This window comes from Conexibacter sp. JCM 18997, assembly GCF_055391915.1.
In genome coordinates this window covers 1938269-1964764 of the sequence record NZ_AP043885.1, presented here as the reverse complement: position 1 = coordinate 1964764, position 26496 = coordinate 1938269, and the positions used below count along the sequence as shown (strand labels likewise).

Below are 26496 nucleotides of genomic sequence, written 5' to 3'. Positions count from 1 at the left end.
CATCGGCGGCGGCGTGTCCGCGCTAAAGGGTCGAACCCCACGAGCCGAGGACATGCGAGCATGCCTGATTCCGTGAGCGCCACCGACGACGAGCCCACCACCGTCCCCGCCGAGCCGCACGCCTCTTTTGAGGCGAGCGAGCGCCAGCACCGACTCGACAAGCTCGACGCGCTGCGCGAGCGGGGCATCGAGCCCTATCCGGTCCGCTGGGATCGCGACACGACGGCGGCCGAGCTGCACAGCAAGTACGCCTCGCTGGACGCCGACCAGAGCACCGGCCAGACGGTCAAGCTCGCGGGCCGCATCGTCGGCGAGCGGCGCCACGGCGGCCTGGACTTCGCCGACCTGCGCGACCAGACCGGCACGATCCAGCTGTACGCCGACCGCACGCACCTGGGCGACGATTCGCTGCACGACTTCGGCAACCTGGACCTGGGCGACTGGGTCGGCGTCGAGGGCACGGTCATCACCACGCGCACCGGCGAGCTGTCGGTCGCGCTGACCTCCTTCTCGCTGCTCTCCAAGGCGCTGCGCCCGCTGCCCGACCTGCGCCACGGCCTGGCCGATCCGGAGACGCGCTACCGCCAGCGCTACCTGGACCTGACCGTCAACGAGCACTCGCGCAAGGTCTTCGCGATCCGCTCGACGGCGATCGACGCGACGCGCCAGACGCTGATCGACCGCGGCTTCCACGAGGTCGAGACGCCCGTCCTGCTCAGCCAGGCCGGCGGCGCCGCGGCCAAGCCGTTCGTCACGCACCACAACGCGCTCGACATCGACATGACGCTGCGCATCGCCCTCGAGCTGCCGCTCAAGCGGCTGATCGTCGGCGGGATGGACCGCGTCTTCGAGATCGGCCGGGTCTTCCGCAACGAGGGCATCGACACGCGCCACAACCCCGAGTTCACCGAGCTCGAGGCCTACCAGGCGTTCGGCGACTACCACGACATGATGGACCTGACCGAGGCGATCATCGTCAACTCGGCCAACGCCGCCCTGGGCACCACGGTCATCAAGGTCAAGGGCCAGGACGTCGACTTCTCCAAGCCGTTCCGGCGGGCCACCATGGCCGAGCTGATCAAGGAGAACGCCGGGTTCGACATGCACCCGTCGATGCCGGTCGAGGAGGCGCGCAAGATCGCCGACCAGCTCGGCGTCGAGTGGCTCGACGTGTGGGGCTCGGGCAAGATCATGAGCGAGTGCTACGACGAGTCGTCGGAGGACAAGCTCATCGAGCCGACCTTCGTGATGGACCACCCGCGCGAGACCTCGCCGCTGGCCCGTCCGCACCGCAACGACCCCTACCTGGTCGAGCGCTTCGAGCTCGTCGTGGCCGGCCGCGAGCTGGCCAACGCCTACTCCGAGCTCAACGATCCCGTCGATCAGGCCCAGCGCTTCCGCGACGAGGCCAAGCTGCAGGCCGGCGGTGACGAGGAGGCCGAGCCGGTCGACGACGACTACGTCATGGCGCTGGAGTACGGCCTGCCGCCGACCGGTGGCCTGGGCGTCGGCATCGACCGCCTGGTGATGCTGCTGGCCGAGGCCGAGGCGATCCGCGACGTGATCCTCTTCCCGACGCTGCGTCCGCTGGACAGCGCGCCGAAGGCGCACGCCACACCCGCCGACGCCGCTGCGCCGGCCGAAGCCGCGGCCGCGGCCGGGGACGCCGAGAACCTCGCGCCCACGCCGCTGCCCAACTACCGCGCGGTCACCCGCCGCCCGGCGTCGCTGGTCTGGCTGAGCTGGCTGACCGCGATCATCGGCTTCTTCTCGCTGCTGCCGTCCGTGCCGATCATCGACTGGTCGTTCGGCATCGACAACCTGCTCGATCGCCCGGCGCGCTCGACGACGTTCGTCATCTCCGCCGCCGTGGGCATCGCCCTGATCTTCGTCGCCCGCCAGCTGTACCTGGGCAAGCGGCGCGCCTGGGTGCTGGCCGTCGGCCTGGTGGCCTGCGCCACGGTCGTCCACCTGCTCAAGGGGCCGGACCCGATCCCGCTGCTCGTGGACCTGGGGATGCTGTTCGCGCTGGTCTGGTTCCGCCAGGACTTCCAGGCGCGGGCCAACCCCGGCTCGCTGCTGGACGTGCTCGTGTTCATCCCGCTGTACCTGGCCGCGGTCGGGCTGTTCGGCTTCGTGTCGCTGCTGACGCAGGCCAACCACATCTCGCCGCGCCTGGGCGTCGGCTCCGGCCTGAAGACGATCTACGGCGGCATGATCGGCCTGGACGGCACGTTCACCTACGAGCGGCGCGTGTTCGGCGACTTCTTCGGCGACGCCCTGCTCGTGCTCGGCGTGATCGGCCTGGCCGTCCTGCTCTACCTGCTGCTGCGCACGTTCACCCAGCACGAGCCCGAGGACGAGGACGCCCGCGCCCGCGCCCGCGCGATCGTCGAGCGCTGGGGCAGCGACACGCTGGCCTACTTCGCGCTGCGCCACGACAAGAGCTACTTCTTCAGCTCTGACGGGCAGTCGCTGATCGCCTACACGTACGTGCGCGGCTACGCGATGGTCGCCGCCGATCCCGTCGGCCCGCCCGGCGACGAGGGCCGCACGATCGACGAGTTCCTGTCCTTCTGCCGCCACAACGGCTGGTCGGTCGCCTTCCTGGCCGTGCGCGAGAGCGACGCGACGCTGTACCGCGATCGCGGCATGCACGTGCTGTACCTGGGTGACGAGGCCGTGTTGCACTGCGACACGTTCAGCCTCCAGGGCCGGTCGATGAAGGCGGTGCGCGAGGCGGTCAACCGCGTCGGCCGCGACCACTCCTTCGAGCTGCTGCACGAGGACGAGCTCGACGCCGACCTGATCGCCAAGCTCAACACGATCAGCGACGAGTGGCGCGAGGGCGCCGCCGAGCGCGGCTTCACGATGGAGCTGGGCGAGGACGTCGAGGGCAAGCGCCACGACTTCGTCATCGCCCTGGCCCGCGACAGCAGCGGCGAGCCCGCCGGGTTCCTGCGCTTCGTGCCGGCCTACTCCACCGACGACATGGGCTACTCGCTGGACCTGATGCGGCGCAAGCCCGACAGCGCCAACGGGCTGACCGAGTACCTGATCGCCAACGCGGCCACCGCGCTCGCCCCGCTGGGCGTCAAGCGCCTGTCGCTGAACTTCGCCGCCTGGGGCCGTCTGCTGGACTCCGCCCAGGACGCGGGCTTCTGGGGCAAGGTCGAGCAGCGCGTGGCCAAGGGCCTGAACCCGTACTTCCAGATCCAGTCGCTCAAGGACTTCAACCAGAAGTTCGACCCCGAGTGGCTGCCCCGCTCGATCGTCATCGACGACGTCGGCGACCTGCCCAAGGTGGCGCTGCTGTACGCCTCGGTCGAGGGCTTCCTGGAGATCCCGGTCGTCGGGAAGCTGCTCGTGCCGCCGGTGCGCCAGGCGACGTCGAAGGGCGAAGCCGCTTAGCGGTAGTCGTCGGGGTCCTTCGAGGGGCCGGGGATCTTGTCCCACAGGCTGTCCGGCGGCGGAAGACCCTTGCGCCGCCGGAGAATCTGCCGTCCCAGCCCGACACCGGTCACCGATGCGCTCGCGAGGATGAGCACGGTGAGCACGTCGTCCGACGGCGGGACGACGAGCAGCGCGCCGGCGACGAACACGAAGTACGTGATCAGGAAGACGCCCGTGTGCGCTTCGAACCAGGCGTTCAACCGGCGATTTCGTTCGCGCAGGCGATGTCGCACGGTCCGAAAGCTACCCGCTGGCGCGGGTGGCGACACTAGGCCGCGGCGTTGAGCAGCTCGTCGAGCTTGCCGCTCTTGTAGGCGGCCTTCAGCTCGGTGTAGCCGCCGACGAGCTGGCCGTCGATCAGCACCTGCGGGAACGTGTACATGCCGGTCTTCTCGATCAGCGCGTCGCGTCCCGCCGGGTCGCGTGCCATCGTGATCTCTTCGAATTCGATCCCGCGCTTGTCCAGCAGGGCCTTGGCCTGAACGCAGTAGGGGCAGAAGTCGGTGGAGTAGACGATGACGCGGCTCATTGCTTCATTAAAGATAGCGACGGACTGACGGATGCCCGGAACGGTCAAGGTCGAAGCGGTCGTGCTGCGCTCGCTGCGCTACGGCGAGGCCGATCGGATCCTGCATCTGTACACCGAGCACCGGGGCCGGGTGGGCGCCATCGCCAAGGGCGTGCGCCGCTCGCGCAGCCGCTTCGGTGGGCGTCTGGAGCCGTTCACGCGCGTGTCGCTGGTGCTGCACGAGGGGCGCAGCGACCTGCTCACCGTGACCGGCGCGGACACGATCGCTCCGCACCGCCGCCTGCGCGAGACCGCCGCAGGGCTGGACGCGGCGGCCCGCGCGTGCGATGCCGTCAGCCGCCTGTTCGAGACCGCCGACCCGCATCCGCCGGTCTACCACCTGCTCTGCCACGAGCTCGGCCTGCTCGACGCCGATCCGGCGGCGGCCACGCGGGCCAACCAGCTCGCCTTCCGCCTCAAGCTCCTGCTCGCGGGCGGCCTGGCCCCGCAGCTGGCCGCCTGCGCGTCGTGCGGCGAGCGCGAGCACCTGAGCGGCTTCAGCGGGGCGGAGGGCGGCGTCGTGTGCGGCGCCTGCGAGGGCGGCGGCTTCCCGCTGTCGGAGGAGGCGCACGCGTTCATGAGCGAGGCGCTGGGGCGCCCGCTGCGCGAGGCGCCCGAGGCCTCCGAGCGCGCGCTGCGCCAGGCCGAGCGCGCGATCGGCGAGACCGCCGAGCACCACGCGCACGTGCGTCTGCGCGCCGCCTCGCCGTGAGCTACCGGCGCGTCGCCGCGCTGTACGACGTGCACGCCAACGGGCCCGCGCTGGACGCGGTGCTCGCCGAGGTCACGTCGGCCGGCGTCGATCTGATCGTCTTCGGGGGCGACCTCGTCTCCGGTCCGCATCCCGCGCACACGCTGCAGCGCGTGCGCGCGATCGCCTCCCCGGACGTGCGGTTCGTGCGTGGCAACGGCGATCGCGAGGTGTTGGCGCCCGCCGGCGGCGACGCACCGCCGGCCGTGGCGGCGCGCTTCGCTGCCGAGCGGATCGACGCGGTCGACCGGGCGCTGATCGCCGCGTTCGAGCCCGCGGTCGTGGTGGACATCGAGGGCCTGGGCGCCGTGCGCTTCGTGCACGCCACGCCGCGCAGCGACGAGGAGATCCTCACGTCGCTGACGCCAGCCCAGCGGTGGGCGCCGATGTTCGCGGGCGTGGCCGAGGGCGTGGTCGTCTGCGGCCACACCCATCGCCAGGCCGATCGGCGGCTGGGGGAGACGCGGGTGGTCAACGCCGGTGCGGTCGGCATGCCCTACGAGGGACGCGCCGGCGCGTACTGGGCGCTGCTGGGCCCCGACGTGCAGCTGCGGCGGACGGAGGTGGACGTCGACGCGCTGGCCGCGGCGGTGCGGGGCAGCGGCTATCCGCTGGCCGAGGACCTGATCGCCGAGAGCTTCACGCAGCCCGTCGATCCCGACGAGGTCGAGCGCTTCTTCGAGCCCGTCTAGTGTCCTGAGTCGGTAATTCGTGTGCAGCTGGTGGATGCCGGGGCGGGGCTGCCGGTGATCGCCATCACCTGTCGTACTGGTGGTCCGGGTGGTGATGGCGAGTGCTGGCAGACACGATTCCGGCGCCGCCAGATGCGGGCGAATTAGTGACTCAGGGCACTAGTGCCCCGATTCAGAAATTCGCCCGCACACGAATGACCGACTCAGGACGCTACCGGGCGACGCGGTAACGGAACGTCGTGGTCCGCGAGGGGAAGCTGCGGCTTTCGATCAGCTCCAGGGTGACGCGGCGTGCGGCGCGCGGGTAGTACGGCGTGCCGCCACCCAGCAGCACGGGGGTGACGCGCGGGCAGTACTCGTCGATCAGGTCGAGCTCGGCGGCGTGCGCCGCGAGCTCGGCCCCGCCGACCGCGATGTCGCCGTCGCCCGGCTGGGCGCGCAGGCGCGCGATCTCCTCGGCCAGGCTTGCGGTGGCCAGGCGCGCGTTGCCCTCGACGGTGGACAGCGTCGTGGAGAACACGACCTTCGGGAGCGCGTTCCAGATCTCCCGCCACGTGCGGGCGTCCGCGTCGAGCCCGTCGACATCGACCGTCTCCCAGTAGAGCATCGTCTCGTACAGGCGCCGGCCCAGCAGGTACACGCTGAGCGCCCGCGTCTCCTCGATGATCGCGCCGAACAGCTCCGGATCGGGCTCGCCCCAGTTGGTGTCGCCGTCGGGGTCAGCGATGTACCCATCGAGCGAGACGCCCATCGAGTAGATCACGCGGCGCATCGGCGTGGAGGTTCCCACAGTCGGCGACAACGAGCCGACGGGCATCTGGATCGGTCAGCCCGCATGATGGTGCGCGTGCACCACCGCGTGGCCCTTCCCGCGGGCGATCAGGAAGCGGTTGACCGGCACGGTGATGACGAACGCGATGGCCAGCGACGCGGCCAGCCCGAGCCAGAACAGGGCGTCGCGCAGGCCTTCGTTCATCGCGCCGGTGAGGAACATGAAGGCGTTGTCGACGATCTCCATCACGAGGATCGAGACCGTGTCGGAGGCCAGCGCCAGAGGCACGACCACGCCCAGCGCCAGGCCGGCGCGCAACAGCGGCAGGCTGGTCAGCAGGTAGCCGAACAGGAAGGCCAGCGCGACGGAGATGGCGATCGACGGCACCGCGCTCCAGCCGGCGGCGCTGGAGATGACCATGCCCAGCACCTCGCCGATCGCGCAGCCGGTCAGGCAGTGCAAGGTGGCCGAGATCGCGGTTCTCCAGGAACTGTCACGCATGTGTTCCATCATACCCCATGGGGGTATATGCGGACGGCTAGAGTGCGGGCCTGATGCGCATCGCCGAGCGACAGCAGGCATTCGAGGACGCGTTCCTGTCCCCGCTCGCCGTGCGCTCGTACCCACCGACCCGCCGGGTGCCCGAGACCGAGTCGCCCGTGCGCACGCCCTTCCAGCGTGACCGCGACCGCATCGTCCACTCCAAGGCCTTCCGCCGCCTCAAGCACAAGACCCAGGTCTTCGTCGCCCCCGAAGGCGACCACTACCGCACGCGCCTGACCCACACGCTCGAGGTCACGATGGTCAGCCGCACGGTGGCCCGCGCGCTCGGCCTCAACGAGGACCTGACCGAGGCGATCGGGCTGGGTCACGACCTCGGTCACCCGGCCTTCGGGCACATCGGCGAGGAGGCGCTGGACGACTGCCTGCGCGAGCGCTTCCCCGGGCACCCGGGCTTCCGCCACTTCGAGCAGTCCCTACGCGTGGTCGACGTGCTCGAGCCGCTGAACCTCAACGACCCCGTGCGCGAGGGCATCCTGCACCACTCCGGGCGCATGGATCCGCCGGTCACGCTGGAGGGTCGGATCGTCCGGCTGGTCGATCGGGTCGCCTACATCAACCACGACATCGACGACGCGGTCCGCGCGGGGGTCCTCGATCCCGCTGACCTGCCGCCCGAGCCGATCGCCGTCCTGGGTCCGACCGGCGCGGCCCGTATCGACACGCTCGTCCAGGACCTCGTCGCGCACTCCGAGGCGGCGGGCGACGTCGTCCAGGGTCCCGACGCCGGCCCGGCCATGGACGCGCTGCGCACGTTCATGTTCGAGCACGTGTACCTGGGCGCATCGGCGCGCGAGGAGCACGCGCGCATCCACCGCGTCGTCTCCACGCTGTTCCATCACTACGCCGACCACCCGCAGGAGCTGCCGCCCGGGGAGGGCGAGCTGGCCCAGCGGGTGACCGATTGGATCGCCGGCATGACCGATCGCTACTGCCTGCGCGCCTTCCGCGAGCTGGCCGTGCCGCGCGCCTTCGCCTCCTGACCCGAGCGCGTCCGTCAGACGTATGACTACGATGGCCGCGTGAGCACGGCCGTCACCGTCTTGCGCCGTCCGAACGCCGCGCGCATGCTGGGCGCGGCCCTGGTCGGCCGGCTGCCGGAGTCGATGACGCCGCTGGCCGTGGTGCTCGTCGCCCGGGACGCCGACCGCTCCTACGCGGTGGCCGGAGCGCTGGCCGCGGTGATCGCCCTGGGCGCCGCGATCGGCGGGCCGCTGCTGGGCCGGCTGATCGACCGCGTGGGCCAGGGTCGGGTGCTGATCGGGGCGGCCATCACGCGCTCGGTGGCCCTGGCGTTGATCGCGGTGTTCGCCCATGACTCGGTCGTCGTGATGGGCATCGCCGTGTTCTTCTCCGGAGCGCTGTTCCCGCCGCTGGAGCCCGCGCTGCGTGCGCTGTGGCCGGCGATCGCCGGCGACGAGGACCAGCTCGAGTCCGCCTACGAGCTGGACGCCGGCGCGCAGGCGCTGATCTTCGTCGCCGGACCGCTGCTGGTCGCGGTGACGGTGGCCGCGGCCGGCTCGACCGCCGTCCTGCACGTCACGTCGCTGGTCGGCCTGCTTGGCGCGCTCGCGTTCGCCCTGGCGCGGCCGTCGCGCGACTGGCGGCCGACGCCGCGCGAGCACAGCGGTTGGAGCGCCGCGCTCGGTGCGCCGACCGTGCCGCCGCTGCTCGGCGTCGGCGTGCTGATCGGGGTGACGCTGGGCGCGGTCACCGTGGCCACCGCGGCGTTCGCCGAGGACGCCGGCAACCGCGATCTGGCCGGGTGGCTGCTGGCCGCGTGGGCGGTGGGGGAGCTGCTGGGCGGCGTGGGCAGCGCCGCGCGCCGCTGGACGCTGCCGCCGGAGGCGCGGCTGCTGCGGCTGCTGGCCGTCTTCGGGCTGCTGTTCGTCCCCGCGCTGTTCGTGCAGACGCCCGCGTTGATGGCCGTCGTGCTCGTCGTTGCCGGGCTCGGCCTGGCGCCCGCGCTGGCCTGCGCGTTCATCGTCATCGGCCGCGACGCCCGGCCCGGCACGGTCACCGAGACGTTCGCCTGGCTGACGTCGTCGATCCTCGTCGGGGCGGCGCTCGGCTCGGCGCTGGCCGGCCTGCTCAGCGGGATCGACGCCGGCGGCTACGCGCTGGCCGGCGCGGCGATGCTGCTCGGGGCGATGCTCTGGTGGTTCACCGAGGCGCGACGCGCACGCTGACGGCGTCGGCGCCCCGGCGCGCGGCGATGCGCAGGATCGTCGCGCCCGGCTTGGACCGCACGACGCCACCCTGCACGCGCACCACGTACCCGCCCGGGTACTGCAGCTTCGGCGTGGCGATGCGCGTGTCCAGCGCCCGCGTCGGCGTCCAGCGCACACGCAGCACGCGCGCCTTGGCGTCGAAGTCGACCTTCGTCGGCGTGCCCGCGACGGCCTGCGGATAGGCGCGAGCCAGCGCGCGCAGCTTGCCGGTGGCCACGTTGGCGCCGGTCGGCGGCTTGGCCAGGTCGTACACCAGCGCCTGCGTGGTCCCCGGACCGGTGGTCGTCGGGTCGTCGCACCCGCAGTAGTGCCACTCCTGCCAGCCGACCAGGAAGCGGTCGGCGCGGTCGGCCATGTCGGTCAGCACCTGCGTGTCGGTCGTCGCGCCGAACTCGGTCAGCAGCGCCGGCCCGTCGAAGCGCCTGGCCACGGTCTCGGCCTGTTGGAAGACCTGCTCGTCCAGGGGCAGGCAGGTCGACCGCTCGTTGGCCGCGCAGTAGTCGTGGAACGAGAGCCCGACGTTGCCGTCGCCGAAGCTCTGCAGCTGGCTGCGGGCGCCGCTGTTGGCCAGCACGTTGGGTTCGATGAACACCAGCGTCGAGGGGTCCACGCCGCGGATCGCCGCGGTCGTGCGCGCGTAGAAGGCGGTCAGCTTGGCGTCGAAGTCGAAGCAGCCCTGGCCCTGGGCGCAGGCCTGCCAGGCGTTGCCCGGCCACGGCTCGTTGAGCAGGTCGTAGCCCAGCACGGCGGGGTTCGCCGCGAAGCGCTGGGCCACGTGCGCCCAGGCGGCCGCGTAGTGGTCCTGCAGGCCGTTGGTGTTGTTCCAGAAGTTGTCGAAGGCGGCGTTCAGCGCGGGCATCCCGACGTAGTTGCGCGGGAAGCCGTTCTTCGGCTCGGCCGGCAGCCCGTCGTCGAGCACCGCCCAGTCGGGCCAGCCCTCGCCCTCGAAGCGCTCGTTGTAGAGGTCCTGGTGGAAGTCGAGCAGCACGGCGATGCCCTGCTGGCCGAGCTCGTCGACGGTCTTGGCGATCCGGTCGAGGTAGGCGTCGTCGTAGACGCCCGGCTGGGGCTCGACGGCGGCGTAGGTCAGTCCCAGGCGGACGGTGTTGAAGCCGTTGGCCTTCAGGAACCGCGCGTCGTCAGCCCCGAAGCCGGCCGCGTCGGGCGCGTACGGCGCGCGCTTGTAGACCATGTTCACGCCGTGCAGGAGCAGTGTGCGCCCCTGCGCGTCGGTGATCCAGCGGCCGTCGTGGGAGATCTGGGCGGCGTCCGCGGTGGCGGGCGCGAGGAGCAGGGCGCCGATGAGCAGCGCGAGGACCCGAGTACGCACGCCGGGATCGTACGCTCCCTCGTGACCGATGCCCCGCTACCGCGATGACAGCAAGGACCGCGTCCGCGACGCCGTCGACTTCGTCGCGCTGGTCGAGGAGCGCACGGAGCTGCGCAAGTCCTCCGGGGCCAACTACATGGGCCGCTGCCCGTTCCACGACGAGCGGACCGCGTCCTTCTCGGTCAACGCGCAGAAGAAGATGTACCACTGCTTCGGCTGTGGGGTGGAGGGCGACGTCTTCCGCTACATCCAGGAGACCGAGAACGTCGACTTCGTGGGGGCGCTGGAGGTCCTGGCCCGGCGGACGGGCATCGAGCTCGAGGTGGAGGACGAGGACCCCCAGGCGGCCGAGAAGCGCAAGCGCGAGGAGCGGCTGATCGAGCTGCTGACGCGCACGTCGGCCTTCTACGAGCGCTACCTGTGGGAGGCCCAGGAGGCCGCGAACGCGCGCGACTACCTGGCCGGCCGCGGGCTGACCGAGGACACGCTGCGCACGTTCGGCGTCGGCTACGCGCCCAGCGCCTGGGACACGGTGCTGAAGAACTCGATGAAGGCGGGCTACCGCGCGCCCGAGCTGCACGCGGCGGGGCTGGTCACGCGCAGCGGCCCGGACGGGACGGGGAAGGTGTACGACCGCTTCCGCGGGCGGATCACCTTCCCGCTGGCCGACGCGCGCGGGCGGATCCGCGGGTTCGGCGCGCGCACGATGGGGCTCAACCGCGGCCCGAAGTACCTAAACACGGCCGAGGGCGACGTCTTCCACAAGGGGCAGATGGTCTACGCGGCGCACCTGGCCCGGGCGGCCGCGGGCAAGGCGGGCGCGACGATCGTCTGCGAGGGCTACACCGACGTGCTCGCGCTGCATCAGGCCGGCGTGGAGAACGTCGTCGCGTCGATGGGCACCTCGCTGACCGAGGACCAGCTGCGCGAGCTGCACCGACTCGCCCCGACCGTCCACCTGATGCTCGACGCCGACGACGCTGGCCAGGACGCGATGCTGCGCGCGGCCAAGGTCGCCGCCGGCCAGAACATCTCGCTGCGGGTCGTGCCGCTGCCCGAGGGCCGCGATCCCGCCGACGTCGCGCTCGAGGAGGGCGCCGACGCCGTGCGCACGATGGTGGCCAAGTCGGTGCCCTTCGTCGAGTTCCAGGTCGAGCGGACCCTGACCCTGGGCGACCTGGCCAGCGCCGAGGGCAAGGACACGGTGATCGGCGTGCTGCGGCCGATCTTCGCGGGGCTCCCGGCCAGCGTGCTCAAGGAGGACCTGCTCACGCGGGCGGCGACGCGCCTGCAGATCCCCGAGGACCTCGCGCGCGAGCTGCTGGATCGCGGCCGCCGCGGCGGCGTGCCCCGCGCGCCCCGCCCGGTGGCCGACGTCCCGCCCGCGCGCCCGGCCTCCGATCGCGTGGCCCAGATGGAGCGGGCGTTCCTGACGCTGTGCATCGCGCTGCCCGACGCGGGCCGCAAGCACCTCGACGAGGTCACCGAGGCGCACTTCACCGACCCGGTCAACGCGCGCGCCGCGGTGTGGCTGCGCACGCATCTTGACGCGCCGACCAAGGGACTGCCGGAGGCCGACGACGAGCTCGACCGGCTCGTGCGCGGCCTGGCCGATCGGGCGGCCAAGTCCGCGTCGAAGATGCCCACGCTCGAGGCCGACCGCCTGCAGCTGGAGCTCCACCTCAACCGCCGTCAGCGGCTGGCGGCGCAGTCGGGCGAGGACCGCCGGCGCCTGGACCGCGAGCTGGTCGAGCTCAAGAAGCGCCTGGACGACTGGATCGAGCGCTCCCTCGAGTGAGCGCGACGCCGGCCAGCGCGCCCACCACGGCACCGGCCAGGGTGTCGGCCAGGTCGGCGAGCGTGTCGTAGTAGGCCGACACGTGCGGGTCATCGGAGTACAGCACCGGGTACTCGGCGATCTCGATCAGCAGCTCCGCGGTCGCCGTCACGCCGATCGCCATCGCGGCCACCAGCCACCACTGGTCGATCCACCGCCGCGCGATCACGGCGGCGATCAGCGCCAGCACGACGCCACCGACGAAATGCTGCGGGCTGCCCAGCCAGTCGGGGTGCATCGCGGCATCCTGACGGACCGGCTCGCGACTTGCCTACACTCTCCGACGTCCCCGCCGATAACGGTGAGGACACCGCACGGTCGGGGGTAGCTCAACGGCAGAGCAATCGGCTGTTAACCGATAGGTTGTGGGTTCGAATCCCACCCCCCGAGCTTGAGAGCGTGAAAGGCCGCCCCAGGGCGGCCTTTCGGGTTCCCAGGGCCGTTGCTTGTCGGATCGATGGTCGTAGCGGCCATGGATCTGACAAGCAACGTGGTGGCGACCGCTCGATAGGGTTCGACCGGTGCGCCGGCTCGCGATCGTCCTCGTCTTGGCGGCCATCTGCTCTTTCACTGTCTCGCTGGCGTCCCGCGGGCAGTTCCCCGACGCCCGGCGCTTGACGGAATACACGCCCAGGTCGAACGAAGCGGTCGAAAGCGAGTACGACGGCATGCGCTGGAACGACGCCCGCTTGTGGCTCGGCCTGGCTCTGAGCTTCGCGGTCTCGGGTATTGCGGTTGTCGCCGCCTCAGCCGTCGACCGGCAGAGCACTCGGTAGGTTCGGCGCGATGCGCTGGCTTGCCACCTTCCTCGTGCTGGCTGCGGTCGGCTCGCTCGTCGTGTCACTTGCGTCGCACGAGCAGCCTGTGGTGGATCCGGACGGGGCGACGGTCACGGAGCTCGGCGTCTCCGAGCCAGAGATCGTGGCGCGCGATGGCATCACACCGATCGATCGGTTCGACGTAGCGTTTGTCCCTGACCAGGTGGAGCCGACGTTCGACGAGTACGACCACATGCCTTGGGACGACGCGCGCCTGTGGCTCGGCCTGGCCATCGGCTTCGGTGTGGCGGGCCTGGCGACGGGCGTGGTCGCGCTACGCCGACGCGCCTGAGAGCTCGCGCGCCGCGAACGCCTCGACCAGCTCGGCGGCGCGGACCGCGCCGTCGTGGGCGGCGGCCCAGCCGGCCAGCACCCGCGCCCGCGCGCGCAGCTGCGGCTCGCCCAGCGCCCGGCGGACGGCCAGGCGCACCGGCTCGCGACCGGCGTAGCGGCGGGGGAGGCGGACGCCGACGCCGGCCCAGTCCACGCGCGCGGCGTTCTCGTTCATGTCGCCGCCCGCGGGCACGACGACCAGGGCGCAGCCGCTGGACAGCGCGCGCATCACCGTTCCGTGGCCGCCGTGGCAGACCACGAGATCGCACAGCGGCATCGTGCGCGCGTAGGAGACCCAGTCGACGAGCCGCGCGTTCGCAGGCAGCTCCAGCGGTGCGCTCAGCGGCCGGCGGTTCGTGGTGGCCAGCACGCGCACGTCCTCGCCCGCCAGCCCCTCGACGGTCGCCCGCAAGAGCCGGTGCGACGGGTCCTGGACCGTCGACGGCGCCACCAGCACCAACGGCGCATCACCCGGCGGCAACGCGACGTCCTCGAAGGGCTGCTCCCAGAGCAGCGGCCCGACGACGTACGTCGACGGAGGCCACGGACGCGGGTACTCCAGCTGCGGGAACGTGGCCACCAGCGCCAGGCGGTCGCTGATCCCGCCGTGCACCCGCGCCAGCTCGGGCAGACCGAGCCGGGCGCGCGTCTCGTTGAGCTCGCGCCGACCCAGCTCCAGGCCCTTGCCCACCACCGGCGCCAGCCCGTCCCACACCGACCGACCCAGCCGCGTGCGGGGCAGGCGCGCGCCCATCGAATAGGGCGGGAAGCCCGGCGCGGGCCGCGGATCGACGTGCGGGATCAGCGTGGCCACCGGCAGGCCGAGCTGCTCGCCCGCCAGCGCGGGCGCCAGCGTCAGGATGTCGGCGACGACGACCTCGGGCCGCGCCTCCTCCAGCTGGGGAAGGGTGTCGGCCGCCGCCCGGACCACCGCCTCGTAGGGCTTCAGCGGGCGCTCCATCGTCGGGAACACCTGGTACTCGGGCGCGGCGGCGAAGCGCATCCCCTCGCGCTCGACGTGCTCGCGCCACTTCACCCACGTCTGCAACGTCACGTCGTGGCCACGCGCGGCCAGCGCCCGGCCCAGCGCGATCGCCGGGAACGCGTGCCCGGGATCGCCGAACGCGCCGAGGAAGACCCGGCTCACGCCATCAGGTCGGCGATCAGCCGCAGCTGCTGGAGACGCTCGTCCTTGGTGAAGGCGAAGGGCGAGATGCCCAGCGTGCCGACGCCCGCCTCGCGGTAGACCTGCAGCCGCTCGCGCACCGCATCGGCCGGCCCGACCAGCGCGACCTGATCGATCAGCGCCTCGGGCAGCGCCGCGGCGGCCTCCTGCTTCTTGCCCTCCAGGTACAGGTCCTGGACCTCGCGCGCGGCGTCCTCGAAGCCGTAGCGCTGCACGAGCTGGTTGTAGAAGTTCTGCTTGCGCGAGCCCATCCCGCCCACGTACAGCGCGATGAACGGCCGCATCGCATCGCGCGCGGCCTCGACGTCGTCGCTGACCATGACCTGCACGGACGGCGAGATGTCGAACCCGTCGTCCAGCGTGCGCCCGGCCCGCGCCGCGCCCGCGTCCAGCGGGGCGCGCAGCTCGTCCATGTGCTCGGGGGCGACGAGGATCGGCATCCACCCGTCGGCGATCTCGCCGGTCAGCTCGGTGTTCTTCGGCCCGATCGCCGCGATGTAGATCGGGATGCGCTCCTGGACCGGGGCGATCGTCAGCTTCAAGGCCTTGCCGGGCCCGTCGGGCAGCGGCAGGTCGATCGTCTCGCCGTGGTACTCCAGCCGCTCGCGCGACAGCGCCAGGCGCACGACGTCGACGTACTCGCGGGTGCGCTGCAGCTGCTTGGCGAAGCGCACGCCGTGCCAGCCCTCGCTGACCTGCGGACCCGATGTGCCCAGCCCGAGCAGGAAGCGCCCGCCGGACAGCTGGTCGAGCGTCGCGGCGGTCATCGCGGTCATCGCGGCCGAGCGCCCGGGCATCTGGAAGATCGACGAGCCGATCTTGATCGTCGACGTCTGTCCGGCCAGCCAGGCCAGGACGGTGGCCGCGTCGGACCCGTAGGCCTCCGCGGCCCAGACCGAGTCGTAGCCGAGTCGCTCGGCCTCCTGGACCGTCTCGAGCTGGTCGGAGGCCGACAGCCCCAGACCCCAGTAGCCGACGTGCACGCCGAGTTTCATGCCTTGCAAGACCCCATTCAGGAGAAGGACAATCGCCACTGTATGCGTCGCAGCGCCCGCAGCGGGCTCAGGCTCGCGGTCGAATGTCTTCCCCGCCACACGCGCGAGGCCATGCTCGACGGGATCCGCGACAACGAGATCATCGTCGGCGCCTACGTCACGCGGGACGGCGGCGTGTGTCCGATGCTGGCGGCCCACCGCAACGGCGGCCGCACCGACTTCCTGGCCTTCGCGATCGCCTGGGACCGCTTCGCCGACGCCAAGCGCGCCCGGCGTGCGACCCGTCGCGAGGTGCGCACGCTCGAGGCCTACCTGGAAGCGTCACTGGCCGCCGACGCCGACCTGGGCGGCGCGATCGGCGATCACCAGAGGTTGTCGCGCGAGCGCCGCGGCCGCGAGGCGGCGGCCACTGGCTGGGGCTGGCTGGCCGACGCGGAGGCCGAGACCGCCGAGGCCACCGGCACCCGCGGGCGCGGGGCCGGGCGCCGCGTTCCCGCCTGAGGCGGCCGCTTCGTCGGCTCCTTGGCGATCCGCAGGCCGACCAGCAGCCCGACCGCGACCATCGCGCCGACGGCCATCGCCAGCAGCCACACGGTGCGCGCGTCGGTCCCGGCCATCAGCACGTGCAGGAAGATGAGCACGAAGCCGACCGGGGCGAGCCGATGGGCCTTGCGCCAGCGCGTCCCGCCGATCCGTCGGCGCTGGTAGAAGGACAGCGAGAGCGCCGTGATGATGTAGGCGCCGATGATGCCCAGGCCCGTCCACAGCGGGCGGTAGTCGATCGTGAACGGCACGAGGATCCCGGTCAGGCCGGGCTTCAGCCACCCGTCGAAGAGCAGGAAGAGGCCGTGGGCGGCGATGCAGGCCAGCGCGGCGAGCGCGAGCCGCTCGTGCCACGGGCGCAGCGCCTTGACCGTCTTGGGGCCGGCGACGCGCAGCGCGCTGAGCAGGCCGAGCACGGTGACCGCGGTCAGCAGCGCGAAGGCGGTCAGCCCCGCGGCGCGGCTGGCCAGCCACCAGGTGTAGTCGAAGGGGTCGGCGCCGCTCATCGAGCCACCGCCCGGTGTGCCCGCGCGGCCACCACGGCCAGGGCCGGCACGACGTCGACGCGCCCGTCCTCGAGGATCAGCACGCCGCCCATGCCGGCCAGCACGCGGCGACCCGCCAGCGGCCCGCTGAGCAGCGCGGCCTTGGCCAGCGTCTCGGCCTCGACGGCGGTGCGGGCGACCGCGGTGGCCGACACGACGCCGGTCCAGGCCGGACGTCCGGTCGCGGGATCGAGCAGGTGGTGGGCGGGAGCGCCGTCGCGGTCGCGCCACACGCGCCGCTGGATGCCGGAGGTGGCGATCGCGGCGCGGCGCAGGCGGTAGACGTGGGCGGGCGCGTCGCCCAGCGGATGCTCGACGACGACCTCGATCCCCGGGCCGTCGCCGGCGTCGACGGCGAGGTCGCCGCCGATGTCCAGGACGAAGCGCCCGCCCCGCAGGTGGTCGGCCAGCAGGTCGGCGGCCAGGCCCTTGCCGATGCCGCCGCTGTCGAGCGCGAGGCCGACGGGCCGGCGCACCAGCGTGCGCTCGGGCGAGACCCACAGGCTCCGCCAGCCGGCCGCGCGGGCCGGACGGGCGACCGCGCGGGCGGGCGCGTCGGACAGCGCCGCGTCCAGGGCCAGCGCCGGTCCGGTCCAGTGCTCGCCGTAGCCGGCGGCGACGATCTCCTGGCCCAGCGTCGAGTCGACCAGGCCGCCGCTGCGGCGCCCGGCGGCGATCGCCGCGCCCACGAAGCCGCCGACGATCGGATCGACCGCGACGGCCTGCGACGGATCGGCGTTGAGCCGGCACAGGTCGCTGGCCGGGTCAAAGCGCGTCAGGCGCGCCTCGATCTCGGCCAGCAGCTCCTGCGCTGCGGACAGATCGCCGTCGGCGACCCACAGCCGGGCCTGGCCGCCCATGGCCTCCACGATGCGCTCGTCGGCGCTCATGACGCCCGGGTGGTGGGCGCGGAGCTGGGGGAGGAAGTCGACGAGGAGTCCGAGCTCGTGCTGTCGTCGAACAGGTCCTCGACCGACGCGCTGTCGTCGCTGGAGGTCGTGTCCGCGCTCGTGGTCGCCGACGTGTCGGCGCTCGCGCTGGTCGCCCCGATCGCCGGATCGTCACCGAGCTTCACGCGGAGGGCCAGCACCGAGAACACCATCAGCACCGCGATCACGGTGATGGTGGCGACCCATCGGGCGGCTGGGGCGGCGCTCTTCATGGACCCCAGACTGCGGGTCCAAGCTCAACACTCCGACAACGGAGCCTGAGAGGTTCCTCAGAGCGTGACGTCCAGCGTCAGCCGCGCGACGTCGCCGGTGTGCTCATAGCGACCGCTCCCCGCGATGCCTTCCAGCCCGCCCGTGCCCGAGCCCGGCACGACCAGGCCGAACTGGAACGGCTCGGCCGCGGGATCGCCGATGCCGCCGTGCTGGAGCACGAACGTCCCGCTGCGCCCGTCGATCGTCGCCTGCACGCGCTCGGAGGCGACGTAGCCGGCGCCGCCCGCGCCCTGCGCGGTGAGCAGGCGCGTGACGCTCGTGCCCTGCATCCCGCCGCTGAAGCGCTTGCGCACGGTGGTCTGGGCCAGGGCCGGTCCGGGCGCGTCGGCCTCGTAGGGCTCCTCGTCCCAGCCGGTGATCTCGAAGTCGGCGATGATCGTCATGACCGCGACGCTACGCGCGCCGGGCGGCGCCGTCTTGGAGAATCGCGCCATGCAGGAGCGCACCGACGACGACCGCCGCGGCGTCCTGCGCACCCCGCCGCCCGAGGCGTTCGCGCTGCGCCGCTGGGAGCCGAGCCCAGCGCTGGCGCCGTTCGCCGACTTCCACTGGGCGGTCAGCTGGGACCTGCGCGGCCGCGACGCCCACCAGCAGGTGACGCTGGCCCATCCGGCCGCGCACGTCGTCGTCGAGGAGGGCGAGACCCGCTTCTTCGGTCCGGCCCGGCGACCGTTCGAACGCTCGCTGCGCGGCCAGGCCCGGGCGGTGGCCACGCGGCTGCGACCGGCCGGCGCCCGCGCGCTGCTGGGCCGCCCGGTCGCCTCGATCGCCGATCGGTTCGTCGACGCGGGTGCGGTCGGCCTGGACGGCGCCGCGCTGGCCGCGGCGGTCGATGCGTGCACCGAGCTCGACGACGCCGTCGCGCTGCTGGACGCGGCGCTCGTCGCCGTGCTGCCCGACGCGCCTGACCCCGCGGCCGAGCAGGCCGCGCGGGCGCTGGCGCTGCTGGAGGAGGACCGCAGCCTGACCCGCGTGGGCGACATCGCCGCGCGCCTGCACGTCAGCCCGCGCTCGCTGCAGCGGCTGTTCGCCGACTGGGTCGGCGTGCCGCCCGCGGAGGTCGCGCGCCGCCTGCGCCTCCAGGAGGCGGCCGCCGCGGCCACGGCCGAGGCGCCCGTGGACTGGGCGCGCCTGGCCGTCGAGCTGGGCTACTTCGACCAGGCCCACCTGGTGCGCGACTTCACCGCGGCGGTCGGCACCCCGCCCGCCCGCTACGCCGCCGCGGGCTAGAGCGACTGGCCGATCTCGAAGCCGGTCTGCTCGAACAGGATCTCGGGGATCGTGCAGCCGGGGGAGAGCTTCAGCAGCGCCCGGACCATGATCGCCACGTCCTCGGTGGTGATCATCTTGTCGGTCGACACCGCGCCCTTGACGAAGTCGGTCATCGGCGTGTCCACGAAGGCCGGGCACAGCGCGCACGACTTGATGTACTCCTTGCCCAGCTCCTTGTTCATCGCCTCGGTGTAGCCCACGACGGCGTGCTTGGTGGCCGAGTAGACCGACAGCCAGGCCTCGCCGCGCTTGCCCGAGATCGACGACGTGTTGATGACCAGCGCGTTCTTGTGCTCGGCACCCGCGGCGCGCAGCATCGGCAGCGCCTCGCGGTAGAACAGCGGGATCGCCCGGAAGTTCGCGCCGATCTGCATGTCCAGGGCCTTGGCGGTCAGCTCTCCGAGGGTCTGGCCCCAGCCGACGCCGGCGTTGTTGACGAGGACGTCCAGCCGGCCGTAGCGCTCCTGGTGGGTGGAGACGACCTGCTGGACGATCGCCTCGTCGGCCACGCTGCCCGCGACCCCCTCGACCTTGTAGCCGGCCGCGCGCAGCTCGGAGACCGCCTCCTCGAGCTTCTCGGGGCGGCGCGAGTTGACGGTCAGGGCGTGGCCCTCTTCGCCGAGCATGTGGGCGATCGCCAGGCCGATGCCGCTGGAGGCTCCGGTCACGATGGCAGCGCGTTCAGGCACGTAGGTCTCTCCTGTGGAAATGGCGGGGGATTGGATCAAACCACCTATCGTTCCCTGGCCATGCGTTTCGCCTTGCCCACCCTCGCCGCGGTGGCCGTTCTCGCCCTCGCGGGCTGCGGTTCGTCCAGCAGCGAGGACACCACTCCGCCGCCCACCCCGGCGCCCACCGCGACCGCCCAGGACTTCCCGGCGGCCAAGGGCAAGACGCTGGAGTCGCTGCGCGAGGGGCTGCCCAAGGGCCCGATCCTGGCGCCGACCACGGCGGCCTCGCTGGAGGTGGGCGACAACCGCGTGGCCTTCGCGCTGCGCGATCGCGCCAACAAGCTGCTCAACGGCGCGGAGGTGGCGCTGTACACGACCGACCACGACGGCGGCAACGTGCAGGGCCCCTACATCGCGCACTCCGAGTCGCTGGAGGTCAAGCCCCAGTTCGAGTCGCGCAACACCGCCGAGGACCCCGATCCGGCCAAGTCGATCTACGTCGCCGAGGTGCCGATCCCCAAGGCGGGCAAGCGCGTGATCACCGGCGTCGCACGCCTCGACGGGCGCCTGGTGGCGACCACCGGCTTCGAGCTGCCGATCCCCAAGAAGGGCCAGAAGGGCCGCCCGCCCGACGTCGGCGACAAGGCGATCGACGTGCACACACCGACGATCACCTCGGTCGGCGGCGACGCCAGCAAGATCTCCACGCGCGTGCCGACGGCTGACCCGATGCTGCAGACCGACTTCCACGACGTGCTGGGCAAGAAGCCGGTCGTGCTGGTGTTCGCCACGCCCGCGCTGTGCGCCAGCCGCATCTGCGGACCGGTGGTCGACGTGGCCATGCAGGCGCAGGCCAACTACGGCGACAAGGCGACGTTCATCCAGCAGGAGATCTACAAGGACAACGACGTCAACAAGGGCTTCACCGACGAGGTCGCCGACTGGCGCCTGCCCACCGAGCCCTGGACGTTCGTGATCGACAAGGACGGGAAGATCACCGACCGCTTCGAGGGCGCCGTGTCGGTCGGCGAGCTCGAGCGCGCCGTCGCAAAGGTCACCGGCTGAGCACGTCGAAGGGCGGCGCTGATGCAGCCGTGAGTACCCCGCCGTCTACGCCGTCCCGTCCCGACCATGGTCCGCGCCTGCCCTACATGCCGGGCCTGGACGGCCTGCGCGCGCTCGCGGTCGCCGGCGTCGTGCTCTACCACGCCGGCGCCAAGTGGCTGCCGGGCGGGTTCCTCGGCGTCGACGTCTTCTTCGCCCTCTCGGGCTACCTGATCACGTCGCTGCTGCTGGTCGAGTTCGCGCGCACCGGCAAGATCGACCTGGTCGCCTTCTGGCTGGGCCGCGCACGGCGGCTGCTGCCCGCCGCGCTGCTGGTGATCCTGCTCTGCCTGCTCATCACCGCGCTGTTCCTGCCCGGCGAGCTGGGATCGGCGCGCGGCGACGCGATCTCGTCGGTCTTCTACCTGAACAACTGGCACCAGATCCTGGCCGACCGCTCGTACTTCGAGGCGTTCGGCCGGCCGTCGCTGTTCCAGCACCTGTGGTCGCTGGCGGTCGAGGAGCAGTTCTACCTGCTGTGGCCGATCCTCCTGTACTTCGGGCTGACGCGCGTGGGGCGGATGCGCACGGTCCTGATCACGCTGGCCATCGCGATCGCCTCGCTGTCGCTGATGGCGATCCTCTACGACCCGCACACCGACCCGTCGCGCATCTACTACGGCACCGACACGCGCGCCGCGCAGCTGCTGTTCGGCGTGATGCTGGCGTTCGCCTGGCCGCTGGGGCGGATGACCGGCCAGATGGGGCGTGGGGCTGGGGTCGTGCTCGATGCGGTGGGCGCCGCGGGCCTGGCCGGCCTGGCCTGGGCGTTCTTCTTCTGGCAGGACTACGACCGGCTCGTCTACCAGGGCGGCCTCGCCATCGTGGCGCTGGCCTCCGTCGCGGTGATCGCCTGTCTGGTGCACCCGCGCACCCGGATCGCGCGCGTGTTCGGGCTGGCGCCGTTCGTGTGGATCGGCCAACGCAGCTACGCGATCTACCTGTTCCACTGGCCCGTGATGGCGTTGACCCGGCCGGGCATCGACCTGCGCTTCAACGCCACGCTGATCGCGATCCTGCAGATCGGCGTGACCGTTGGGCTGGCGGCGCTCTCCTACAAGTACGTCGAGATGCCTGTGCGCCGCGGGCAGGCGCTGCCCTGGATCCGGCGCAAGCTGGACGCGTTCACGCCCCGTCGGCGGCTGGCCCTGACCGGCGGCGCGACGGTGCTCTTGCTGCTCCTCATCGCCTTCCCGTTCATCCGCCACGCGTCGCGCGAGCCGGTGCCGGGGGAGGGCAAGCCGATCGCCACCGCGGCGGCGAACAAGAAGACGCCGAGCGTGACCGCCAACCAGGTGGCCAACGGCCCGCAGACGGCCAAGAAGGAGCTGCCGCCGCTCGCGGTCGGCGCCTCGGTGATGCTCGCGGCGTCGCCCGCGCTGCAGGAGGTGCTCGGCCCGAAGGCGACCATCGACGCCGCCGTGGGACGCCAGGCCACCGACATCGCCGCGCGCATCGAGGCCTACGCGTTGGACGGCGCGCTGCCCCAGGAGGTGATCCTCCAGGTCGGCGAGAACGGCCCGCTGACCAAGGCCGACATGGATCGGCTGCACGCCGACCTGCGGGGCATCAAGAAGGTCGTCTTCGTCAACGTCCGCGTCCCGCGCAACTGGCAGGACGAGTCCAACGCCGTCCTGAAGGCCGAGACCAAGGGCTGGAAGGAGGCCACGATCGCCGACTGGAACAAGGCCTCCGGCAACCCGGCCATCCTCTACGACGGCACGCACCCCAACGAAGAGGGCCAGAAGATCTACGCCGGCGTCGTCGAGAAGGCCCTCAAGCGGCCCTGACCCGGCGGGTGCAACTGGCTTGCCAGTGTCCCATCTGGACGACCGGTAGAGTACGCGCCGTGCCGTCTCCACGCACCGGGTCGCGGGCGTCCACGCCCACCGCGCCGTCCGTCGCCCTGAAGGAGCGGGTGCTCGACACGGCGGCCGAGCTGTTCGCGCGCAAGAGCTTCGCGGGCACCACCACCGAGGAGGTGGCCGACGCCGTCGGCGAGCTCCGCGGCACCGTCTACTACCACTTCGAGAACAAGCAGGGCATTCTCGAGGGGATCCAGGACCGGCTCACCGACGAGCTGGTCGAGCGCCTGACCCAGGCCCGCGATCAGGGCTCCACCCCGGTGGACCGGGTCGAGCGGATGATCGCCGCGCTGACCGATTTCGCGATCGCTCGCCCCAACGACTTCGCCACCTCGCTGGAGGACCTGAAGTACCTGTCGCCCAAGGCGCGCAAGCGGTTCGAGAGCCGACTGGACGAGGTTCGCGGGCTGTTGGCCGAGGCGATCGAGGAGGCGCTCGTCGGGGCCCAGCGCCGCAACGTGGACAGCCGCGTGGCGGCCGCGAGCATCGTCTACACGCTGGCCACGATGTACCGCTGGTACCGGCCGCGCGGGCGCCTGAGCCGCGACGCGGTGATCGAGCAGGTCAGCGGGCTGCTGCTACGCGGCCTGGCGCAACGCTAGGCCGTCGATGATGAACGCGACCGTCAGGTCGGCGAGCGTCAGCGGCGGCGTGCCGTCGTGCAGCCAGTAGGTCATGCCGTTGAGCAGCTCGAGGATCGTGAACGCGGCGACGGTCGCGTCGAGCTCCGTGCTGAAGTCGCCCGACCGCTGGCCGTCCTCGATGATCCCGCGGACCAGGGCGACCCACTCCGCGCTGATGCCGCGCACGTGGGCCAGCTGGGAGTCGTCGAGATGCTTCATCTCCTCCAGGAACACGGCGTACTGGACCTGCCAGGCCGACACCAGCTCCATGTAGCTGACGACCATGGTCCGCATCCGCCCGGGCGGGGGGCCTTCCAGCTCGGCCAGGCTCTGGACCCGCGCCCGGCTGACCTCGATGATCGACTCGCCCACCTCGTAGAGGAGCGACTGCTTGCTGCCGAAGTACTTGTAGAGCGTGCGCTTGGTGACCCCGGCCTGCGCGGCGATCTCGTCGGTCGTCGTGACCGGCCAGCCCTTGCGGCCGAAGAGGTCGGTCGCCGCGGCGAGGATCGCCTCACGCCGGCGGCGCGCGGGTTCCGACATGGTCACGGTCGAGGGCACGGTGAACGCGAGCGTACCAGCTGGGATCCGAGCCACATGTATACTGGCGCGTCAGGAGAGTTATGACTGTTCCGCTGACCACAGCCGACTTCAGCCTGCGGGCCCGGGAGATCCATCCCGACCGCCTGGGCATCGTCGACGAGCCCGGGGTCGCCGGCGCACTGGGCTCGCTCACCTACGGCGAGGTGCTGGCCCGCTGCGACGGCATGGTGGCCGCGCTGGACCGGCTCGGCGTCGGCTCGGGCGACCGCGTCGCCGTGGTCTCGCCCAACGCGGCCAAGTTGCTCATCGCGCTCTACGCGACGACCGGATCCGGCCGGGTGCTCGTGCCGATCAACTTCCGCCTGACCGCCGACGAGGTGCAGTACATCGTCGATGACTGCGGCGCATCGGTCCTGCTGGTCGACGCCGAGCTCGACGAGCGGCTGGCCGCGGTGCGCGCGCCCCGGCGGATCGTGATGGACGGCGAGCAGGACGCCGAGCTGTTCGCCGCCGCCGACACCCCGCTGGAGTGGCCGGACATCCCCGAGGATGCGCCCGCGACGCTCAACTACACCTCGGGGACCACCGCGGCGCCCAAGGGGGTCGTCCTGACCCACCGCAACCACTGGGTCAACGCGACCACCACCGGTTGGGGCTTCGGGCTGGGCGAAGGCGATCGCTACCTGCACACGCTGCCCACCTTCCACGTCAACGGGTGGGGCCTGCCGCTGGCCTGTGCCGCGCTCGGCGTCCCGCAGGTCATCCAGCGCGAGGTGCGCGGCCCGGAGATCCTGCGGCGCGTCGACCAGCACGCGATCACGCTGCTGTGCGGGGCGGCGCCGGTCGCGGCCACGATCGAGCAGGCCGCGGTCGCGTTGCGCGACGACGGCGTGCCGGTCCCGGGCGCCGGCACCACCCGCATGGTCTCCGGCGGGGCGCCCACGCCCGCCGCGATCATCGAGCAGTTCGAGCGCACGACCGGCTGGGAGATGATCCAGGCCTACGGGCTGACCGAGACGGCGCCGGTCCTGACCGTCAACCGCATCCGGCCGGGGGAGGACGTCGCGCCCGCCGAGCGGGCCCAGCGCCTGGCCGCGGCCGGCGCGCCGCTGCTCGGCGTCCGCCTGCGGATCGACGCCGACGGCGAGATCCTGGCCCGCACGGCGAAGACCATGGACGGCTACTGGAACAAGCCGGAGCTGTCGGCCGAGCCGCAGCGTCCGGGCGGGTGGTTCGCCACCGGCGACGGCGGGCAGATCGACGCCGGCGTCCTGCGCATCACCGACCGCAAGAAGGACGTGATCATCACCGGCGGCGAGAACGTCTCCTCGCTCGAGGTCGAGGCGGTGCTGCACGCGCACCCCGACATCGTCGACGCCGCGGTCATCGGCGTGCCCCACGAGCGCTGGGGCGAGACGCCCAAGGCGGTCGTGGTCCTGCGCGAGGGCGCGCGGCTGGACGAGGCGCAGGTCATCGGCCACTGCCGCGACCACCTGGCCGGCTTCAAGTGCCCGACGGTGGTCGAGGTGCGCGACGCGCTCCCGCGCACCGCGACGGGCAAGGTCCAGAAGTACGTGCTGCGAGACGGATGATGCTGGCCGCCTACGCGAACGCGGTGACGCCGGAGGACCCGCTGTCCGGGCTGGTCGTCGGGCAGCGCCCCGACCCCGAGCCGCCGGACGGGTGGGCGGTGGTCACCGTGCGGGCCGCGGCCCTCAACCACCATGACCTGTGGGCGCTGCGCGGGCCGGGCCTGCGTCCCGAGCAGCTGCCGATGATCCTGGGCACGGACGCGGCCGGCGTCGACGAGGACGGCAACGAGGTGATCATCCACCCGGTCATCTGCCGCGCCGACTGGCATGGCGACGAGACGCTCGACCCGCAGGGCTCGCTAATCTCCGACGTCCATCAGGGCACGCTGGCCGACCGGGTCATGGTGCCGCGGCGCAACCTGGTGCCCAAGCCGGCGGGGCTGAGCTTCGCGGAGGCGGCCTGTGTCCCGTCGGCCTGGCTGACCGCCTACCGGATGCTGTTCGTCAAGGGCCACGCGCAGCCGGGGGAGACCGTGCTGGTGCAGGGCGCGGGCGGCGGCGTGGCCACGGCCGCGATCGCCCTGGGCCGCGCGGCGGGCCTGCGGATGTGGGCCACGTCGCGCAGCGAGGCCAAGCGCGAGCGCGCGCTGGCGCTGGGGGCCGATGCGGTCTTCGCGTCGGGCGCGCGCCTGCCCGAGAAGGTCGACCTCGTGCTGGAGACCGTGGGCGAGGCGACCTGGGCGCACACGCTGCGCGCCTTGCGCCCCGGCGGCACCGTGGTCGTGGCCGGCGCCACGACCGGCTTTGAGCCCTCGGCCGAGCTGGCCCGGATGATCTTCCTGCAGTTCACGGTGGTGGGCACGATCGTCGGCACGCGCGAGGAGCTGCTGCGCCTGCTGGAGCTGCTCGAGGTGACCGGGCTGCGTCCGGTGGTCGACCGCGTGCTGGCGCTGGCCGACGCGCGCGAAGGCTTCGAGGCGATGGCCGCGGGGGACGTCTTCGGCAAGATCGTGCTCGCTCCGGACGGCCAATCGTTAACCTGACAGGC

Annotated in this window: 28 protein-coding genes and 1 tRNA gene; 16 read left to right on the top strand and 13 right to left on the bottom strand. The window is 72.2% G+C overall.

Features of this window, described 5'->3' with window-relative positions:
- The first annotated feature begins 72 nt into the window (after window positions 1-72).
- Entirely contained in the window at window positions 73-3411 is a 3339-nt protein-coding gene (gene lysS / locus ACZ5UI_RS10160) for a lysine--tRNA ligase (protein ID WP_464196857.1), read from the top strand.
- Here the strand turns inward: lysS and ACZ5UI_RS10155 are convergent.
- Both ACZ5UI_RS10155 and ACZ5UI_RS10150 read right to left on the bottom strand, forming a co-directional pair.
- A complete protein-coding gene (locus tag ACZ5UI_RS10155; protein WP_464196855.1) occupies window positions 3408-3686 on the bottom strand; it encodes a hypothetical protein in 279 nt (92 codons plus the stop codon). The two genes, lysS and ACZ5UI_RS10155, sit on opposite strands and share 4 nt — an antisense overlap.
- Before the next feature lie 35 nt (window positions 3687-3721).
- Complete coding sequence (locus ACZ5UI_RS10150) at window positions 3722-3982, bottom strand: glutaredoxin domain-containing protein (RefSeq protein WP_464196853.1); 261 nt, start codon at window positions 3980-3982, stop codon at window positions 3722-3724.
- A 31-nt stretch (window positions 3983-4013) separates the two neighbouring features.
- Here ACZ5UI_RS10150 and recO point away from each other — a divergent pair, with 31 nt between their 5' ends.
- Both recO and ACZ5UI_RS10140 read left to right on the top strand, forming a co-directional pair.
- The gene (gene recO / locus ACZ5UI_RS10145) at window positions 4014-4733 is read left to right on the top strand and encodes a DNA repair protein RecO (RefSeq protein WP_464196851.1); all 720 of its coding nucleotides are present in this window, start codon (window positions 4014-4016) and stop codon (window positions 4731-4733) included.
- Window positions 4730-5464 carry a metallophosphoesterase family protein gene (locus ACZ5UI_RS10140; protein ID WP_464196849.1) on the top strand — a complete coding sequence of 245 codons (735 nt, stop codon included), beginning with the start codon at window positions 4730-4732 and terminating at the stop codon, window positions 5462-5464. The genes recO and ACZ5UI_RS10140 overlap by 4 nt, the downstream gene beginning before the upstream one ends.
- Before the next feature lie 211 nt (window positions 5465-5675).
- Here the strand turns inward: ACZ5UI_RS10140 and ACZ5UI_RS10135 are convergent, their stop codons facing one another.
- Entirely contained in the window at window positions 5676-6236 is a 561-nt protein-coding gene (locus ACZ5UI_RS10135; RefSeq protein WP_464196847.1) for a dihydrofolate reductase family protein, read from the bottom strand.
- Window positions 6237-6290: 54 nt separating this feature from the next.
- Window positions 6291-6746, bottom strand: a complete 456-nt coding sequence (locus ACZ5UI_RS10130; RefSeq protein WP_464196845.1) for a DUF4396 domain-containing protein — start codon at window positions 6744-6746, stop codon at window positions 6291-6293.
- Between the two features lie 44 nt (window positions 6747-6790).
- On the opposite strand from ACZ5UI_RS10130, the gene ACZ5UI_RS10125 reads away from it, so the two are divergent.
- Both ACZ5UI_RS10125 and ACZ5UI_RS10120 read left to right on the top strand, forming a co-directional pair.
- Window positions 6791-7780 (top strand): deoxyguanosinetriphosphate triphosphohydrolase, encoded by a 990-nt coding sequence (locus ACZ5UI_RS10125; protein ID WP_464196843.1) that lies wholly within the window; start codon window positions 6791-6793, stop codon window positions 7778-7780.
- A gap of 39 nt (window positions 7781-7819) precedes the next feature.
- Complete coding sequence (locus ACZ5UI_RS10120) at window positions 7820-8986, top strand: MFS transporter (RefSeq protein WP_464196841.1); 1167 nt, start codon at window positions 7820-7822, stop codon at window positions 8984-8986.
- Here ACZ5UI_RS10120 and ACZ5UI_RS10115 read toward each other — a convergent pair.
- Window positions 8961-10358 carry a cellulase family glycosylhydrolase gene (locus tag ACZ5UI_RS10115; protein WP_464196839.1) on the bottom strand — a complete coding sequence of 466 codons (1398 nt, stop codon included), beginning with the start codon at window positions 10356-10358 and terminating at the stop codon, window positions 8961-8963. The genes ACZ5UI_RS10120 and ACZ5UI_RS10115 overlap by 26 nt on opposite strands.
- A gap of 28 nt (window positions 10359-10386) precedes the next feature.
- Here ACZ5UI_RS10115 and dnaG point away from each other — a divergent pair, with 28 nt between their 5' ends.
- A complete protein-coding gene (dnaG, locus tag ACZ5UI_RS10110; RefSeq protein ID WP_464196837.1) occupies window positions 10387-12156 on the top strand; it encodes a DNA primase in 1770 nt (589 codons plus the stop codon).
- On the opposite strand, the gene ACZ5UI_RS10105 is transcribed toward dnaG, so the two are convergent.
- Window positions 12113-12433 (bottom strand): hypothetical protein, encoded by a 321-nt coding sequence (locus ACZ5UI_RS10105; protein WP_464196835.1) that lies wholly within the window; start codon window positions 12431-12433, stop codon window positions 12113-12115. The two genes, dnaG and ACZ5UI_RS10105, sit on opposite strands and share 44 nt — an antisense overlap.
- Before the next feature lie 80 nt (window positions 12434-12513).
- On the opposite strand from ACZ5UI_RS10105, the gene ACZ5UI_RS10100 reads away from it, so the two are divergent.
- The 3 genes from ACZ5UI_RS10100 to ACZ5UI_RS10090 all read left to right on the top strand — a co-directional run bounded on the left by ACZ5UI_RS10100 (window position 12514) and on the right by ACZ5UI_RS10090 (window position 13305).
- Window positions 12514-12585, top strand: a tRNA-Asn gene (locus tag ACZ5UI_RS10100).
- Between the two features lie 131 nt (window positions 12586-12716).
- Complete coding sequence (locus ACZ5UI_RS10095; RefSeq protein WP_464196833.1) at window positions 12717-12971, top strand: hypothetical protein; 255 nt, start codon at window positions 12717-12719, stop codon at window positions 12969-12971.
- A gap of 10 nt (window positions 12972-12981) precedes the next feature.
- Window positions 12982-13305: a hypothetical protein gene (locus ACZ5UI_RS10090; RefSeq protein ID WP_464196831.1), complete on the top strand. Its 324-nt coding sequence runs from the start codon at window positions 12982-12984 to the stop codon at window positions 13303-13305.
- Here ACZ5UI_RS10090 and ACZ5UI_RS10085 read toward each other — a convergent pair.
- The 4 genes from ACZ5UI_RS10085 to ACZ5UI_RS10070 all read right to left on the bottom strand — a co-directional run bounded on the left by ACZ5UI_RS10085 (window position 13288) and on the right by ACZ5UI_RS10070 (window position 17505).
- On the bottom strand, window positions 13288-14493 hold the full coding sequence (locus tag ACZ5UI_RS10085; RefSeq protein WP_464196829.1) for a glycosyltransferase: 1206 nt from the start codon (window positions 14491-14493) through the stop codon (window positions 13288-13290). The two genes, ACZ5UI_RS10090 and ACZ5UI_RS10085, sit on opposite strands and share 18 nt — an antisense overlap.
- Window positions 14490-15527: an LLM class F420-dependent oxidoreductase gene (locus tag ACZ5UI_RS10080; protein WP_464196827.1), complete on the bottom strand. Its 1038-nt coding sequence runs from the start codon at window positions 15525-15527 to the stop codon at window positions 14490-14492. The genes ACZ5UI_RS10085 and ACZ5UI_RS10080 overlap by 4 nt, the downstream gene beginning before the upstream one ends.
- 362 nt (window positions 15528-15889) lie before the next feature.
- Window positions 15890-16576 carry a hypothetical protein gene (locus ACZ5UI_RS10075; protein ID WP_464196825.1) on the bottom strand — a complete coding sequence of 229 codons (687 nt, stop codon included), beginning with the start codon at window positions 16574-16576 and terminating at the stop codon, window positions 15890-15892.
- Complete coding sequence (locus tag ACZ5UI_RS10070) at window positions 16573-17505, bottom strand: FAD:protein FMN transferase (RefSeq protein ID WP_464196823.1); 933 nt, start codon at window positions 17503-17505, stop codon at window positions 16573-16575. The genes ACZ5UI_RS10075 and ACZ5UI_RS10070 overlap by 4 nt, the downstream gene beginning before the upstream one ends.
- 12 nt (window positions 17506-17517) lie before the next feature.
- On the opposite strand from ACZ5UI_RS10070, the gene ACZ5UI_RS10065 reads away from it, so the two are divergent.
- Entirely contained in the window at window positions 17518-17826 is a 309-nt protein-coding gene (locus ACZ5UI_RS10065; RefSeq protein WP_464196821.1) for a hypothetical protein, read from the top strand.
- An 8-nt stretch (window positions 17827-17834) separates the two neighbouring features.
- On the opposite strand, the gene ACZ5UI_RS10060 is transcribed toward ACZ5UI_RS10065, so the two are convergent.
- Window positions 17835-18221: a DUF3224 domain-containing protein gene (locus tag ACZ5UI_RS10060; protein WP_464196819.1), complete on the bottom strand. Its 387-nt coding sequence runs from the start codon at window positions 18219-18221 to the stop codon at window positions 17835-17837.
- A gap of 49 nt (window positions 18222-18270) precedes the next feature.
- Between ACZ5UI_RS10060 and ACZ5UI_RS10055 the strand changes: the two genes are divergently transcribed.
- Entirely contained in the window at window positions 18271-19068 is a 798-nt protein-coding gene (locus tag ACZ5UI_RS10055) for an AraC family transcriptional regulator (RefSeq protein ID WP_464196817.1), read from the top strand.
- Here the strand turns inward: ACZ5UI_RS10055 and ACZ5UI_RS10050 are convergent.
- A complete protein-coding gene (locus ACZ5UI_RS10050; RefSeq protein WP_464196815.1) occupies window positions 19065-19799 on the bottom strand; it encodes an SDR family NAD(P)-dependent oxidoreductase in 735 nt (244 codons plus the stop codon). The genes ACZ5UI_RS10055 and ACZ5UI_RS10050 overlap by 4 nt on opposite strands.
- Before the next feature lie 60 nt (window positions 19800-19859).
- On the opposite strand from ACZ5UI_RS10050, the gene ACZ5UI_RS10045 reads away from it, so the two are divergent.
- The 3 genes from ACZ5UI_RS10045 (at window position 19860) to ACZ5UI_RS10035 (ending at window position 23352) form a co-directional block, all read left to right on the top strand.
- On the top strand, window positions 19860-20846 hold the full coding sequence (locus ACZ5UI_RS10045) for a hypothetical protein (protein WP_464196813.1): 987 nt from the start codon (window positions 19860-19862) through the stop codon (window positions 20844-20846).
- Between the two features lie 86 nt (window positions 20847-20932).
- A complete protein-coding gene (locus ACZ5UI_RS10040; protein WP_464196811.1) occupies window positions 20933-22675 on the top strand; it encodes an acyltransferase family protein in 1743 nt (580 codons plus the stop codon).
- 59 nt (window positions 22676-22734) lie between these two features.
- Entirely contained in the window at window positions 22735-23352 is a 618-nt protein-coding gene (locus ACZ5UI_RS10035; protein WP_464196809.1) for a TetR/AcrR family transcriptional regulator, read from the top strand.
- Here ACZ5UI_RS10035 and ACZ5UI_RS10030 read toward each other — a convergent pair.
- Entirely contained in the window at window positions 23329-23934 is a 606-nt protein-coding gene (locus ACZ5UI_RS10030; protein WP_464196807.1) for a TetR/AcrR family transcriptional regulator, read from the bottom strand. The genes ACZ5UI_RS10035 and ACZ5UI_RS10030 overlap by 24 nt on opposite strands.
- A 62-nt stretch (window positions 23935-23996) precedes the next feature.
- On the opposite strand from ACZ5UI_RS10030, the gene ACZ5UI_RS10025 reads away from it, so the two are divergent.
- Together ACZ5UI_RS10025 and ACZ5UI_RS10020 are read left to right on the top strand one after the other, a co-directional pair.
- Window positions 23997-25508, top strand: coding sequence for an AMP-binding protein (locus tag ACZ5UI_RS10025; protein WP_464196805.1), 1512 nt, complete (start codon window positions 23997-23999; stop codon window positions 25506-25508).
- Window positions 25508-26491 carry a zinc-binding dehydrogenase gene (locus ACZ5UI_RS10020; protein ID WP_464197798.1) on the top strand — a complete coding sequence of 328 codons (984 nt, stop codon included), beginning with the start codon at window positions 25508-25510 and terminating at the stop codon, window positions 26489-26491. Before ACZ5UI_RS10025 ends, ACZ5UI_RS10020 begins: the two co-directional genes overlap by 1 nt.
- Window positions 26492-26496: the final 5 nt, after the last annotated feature.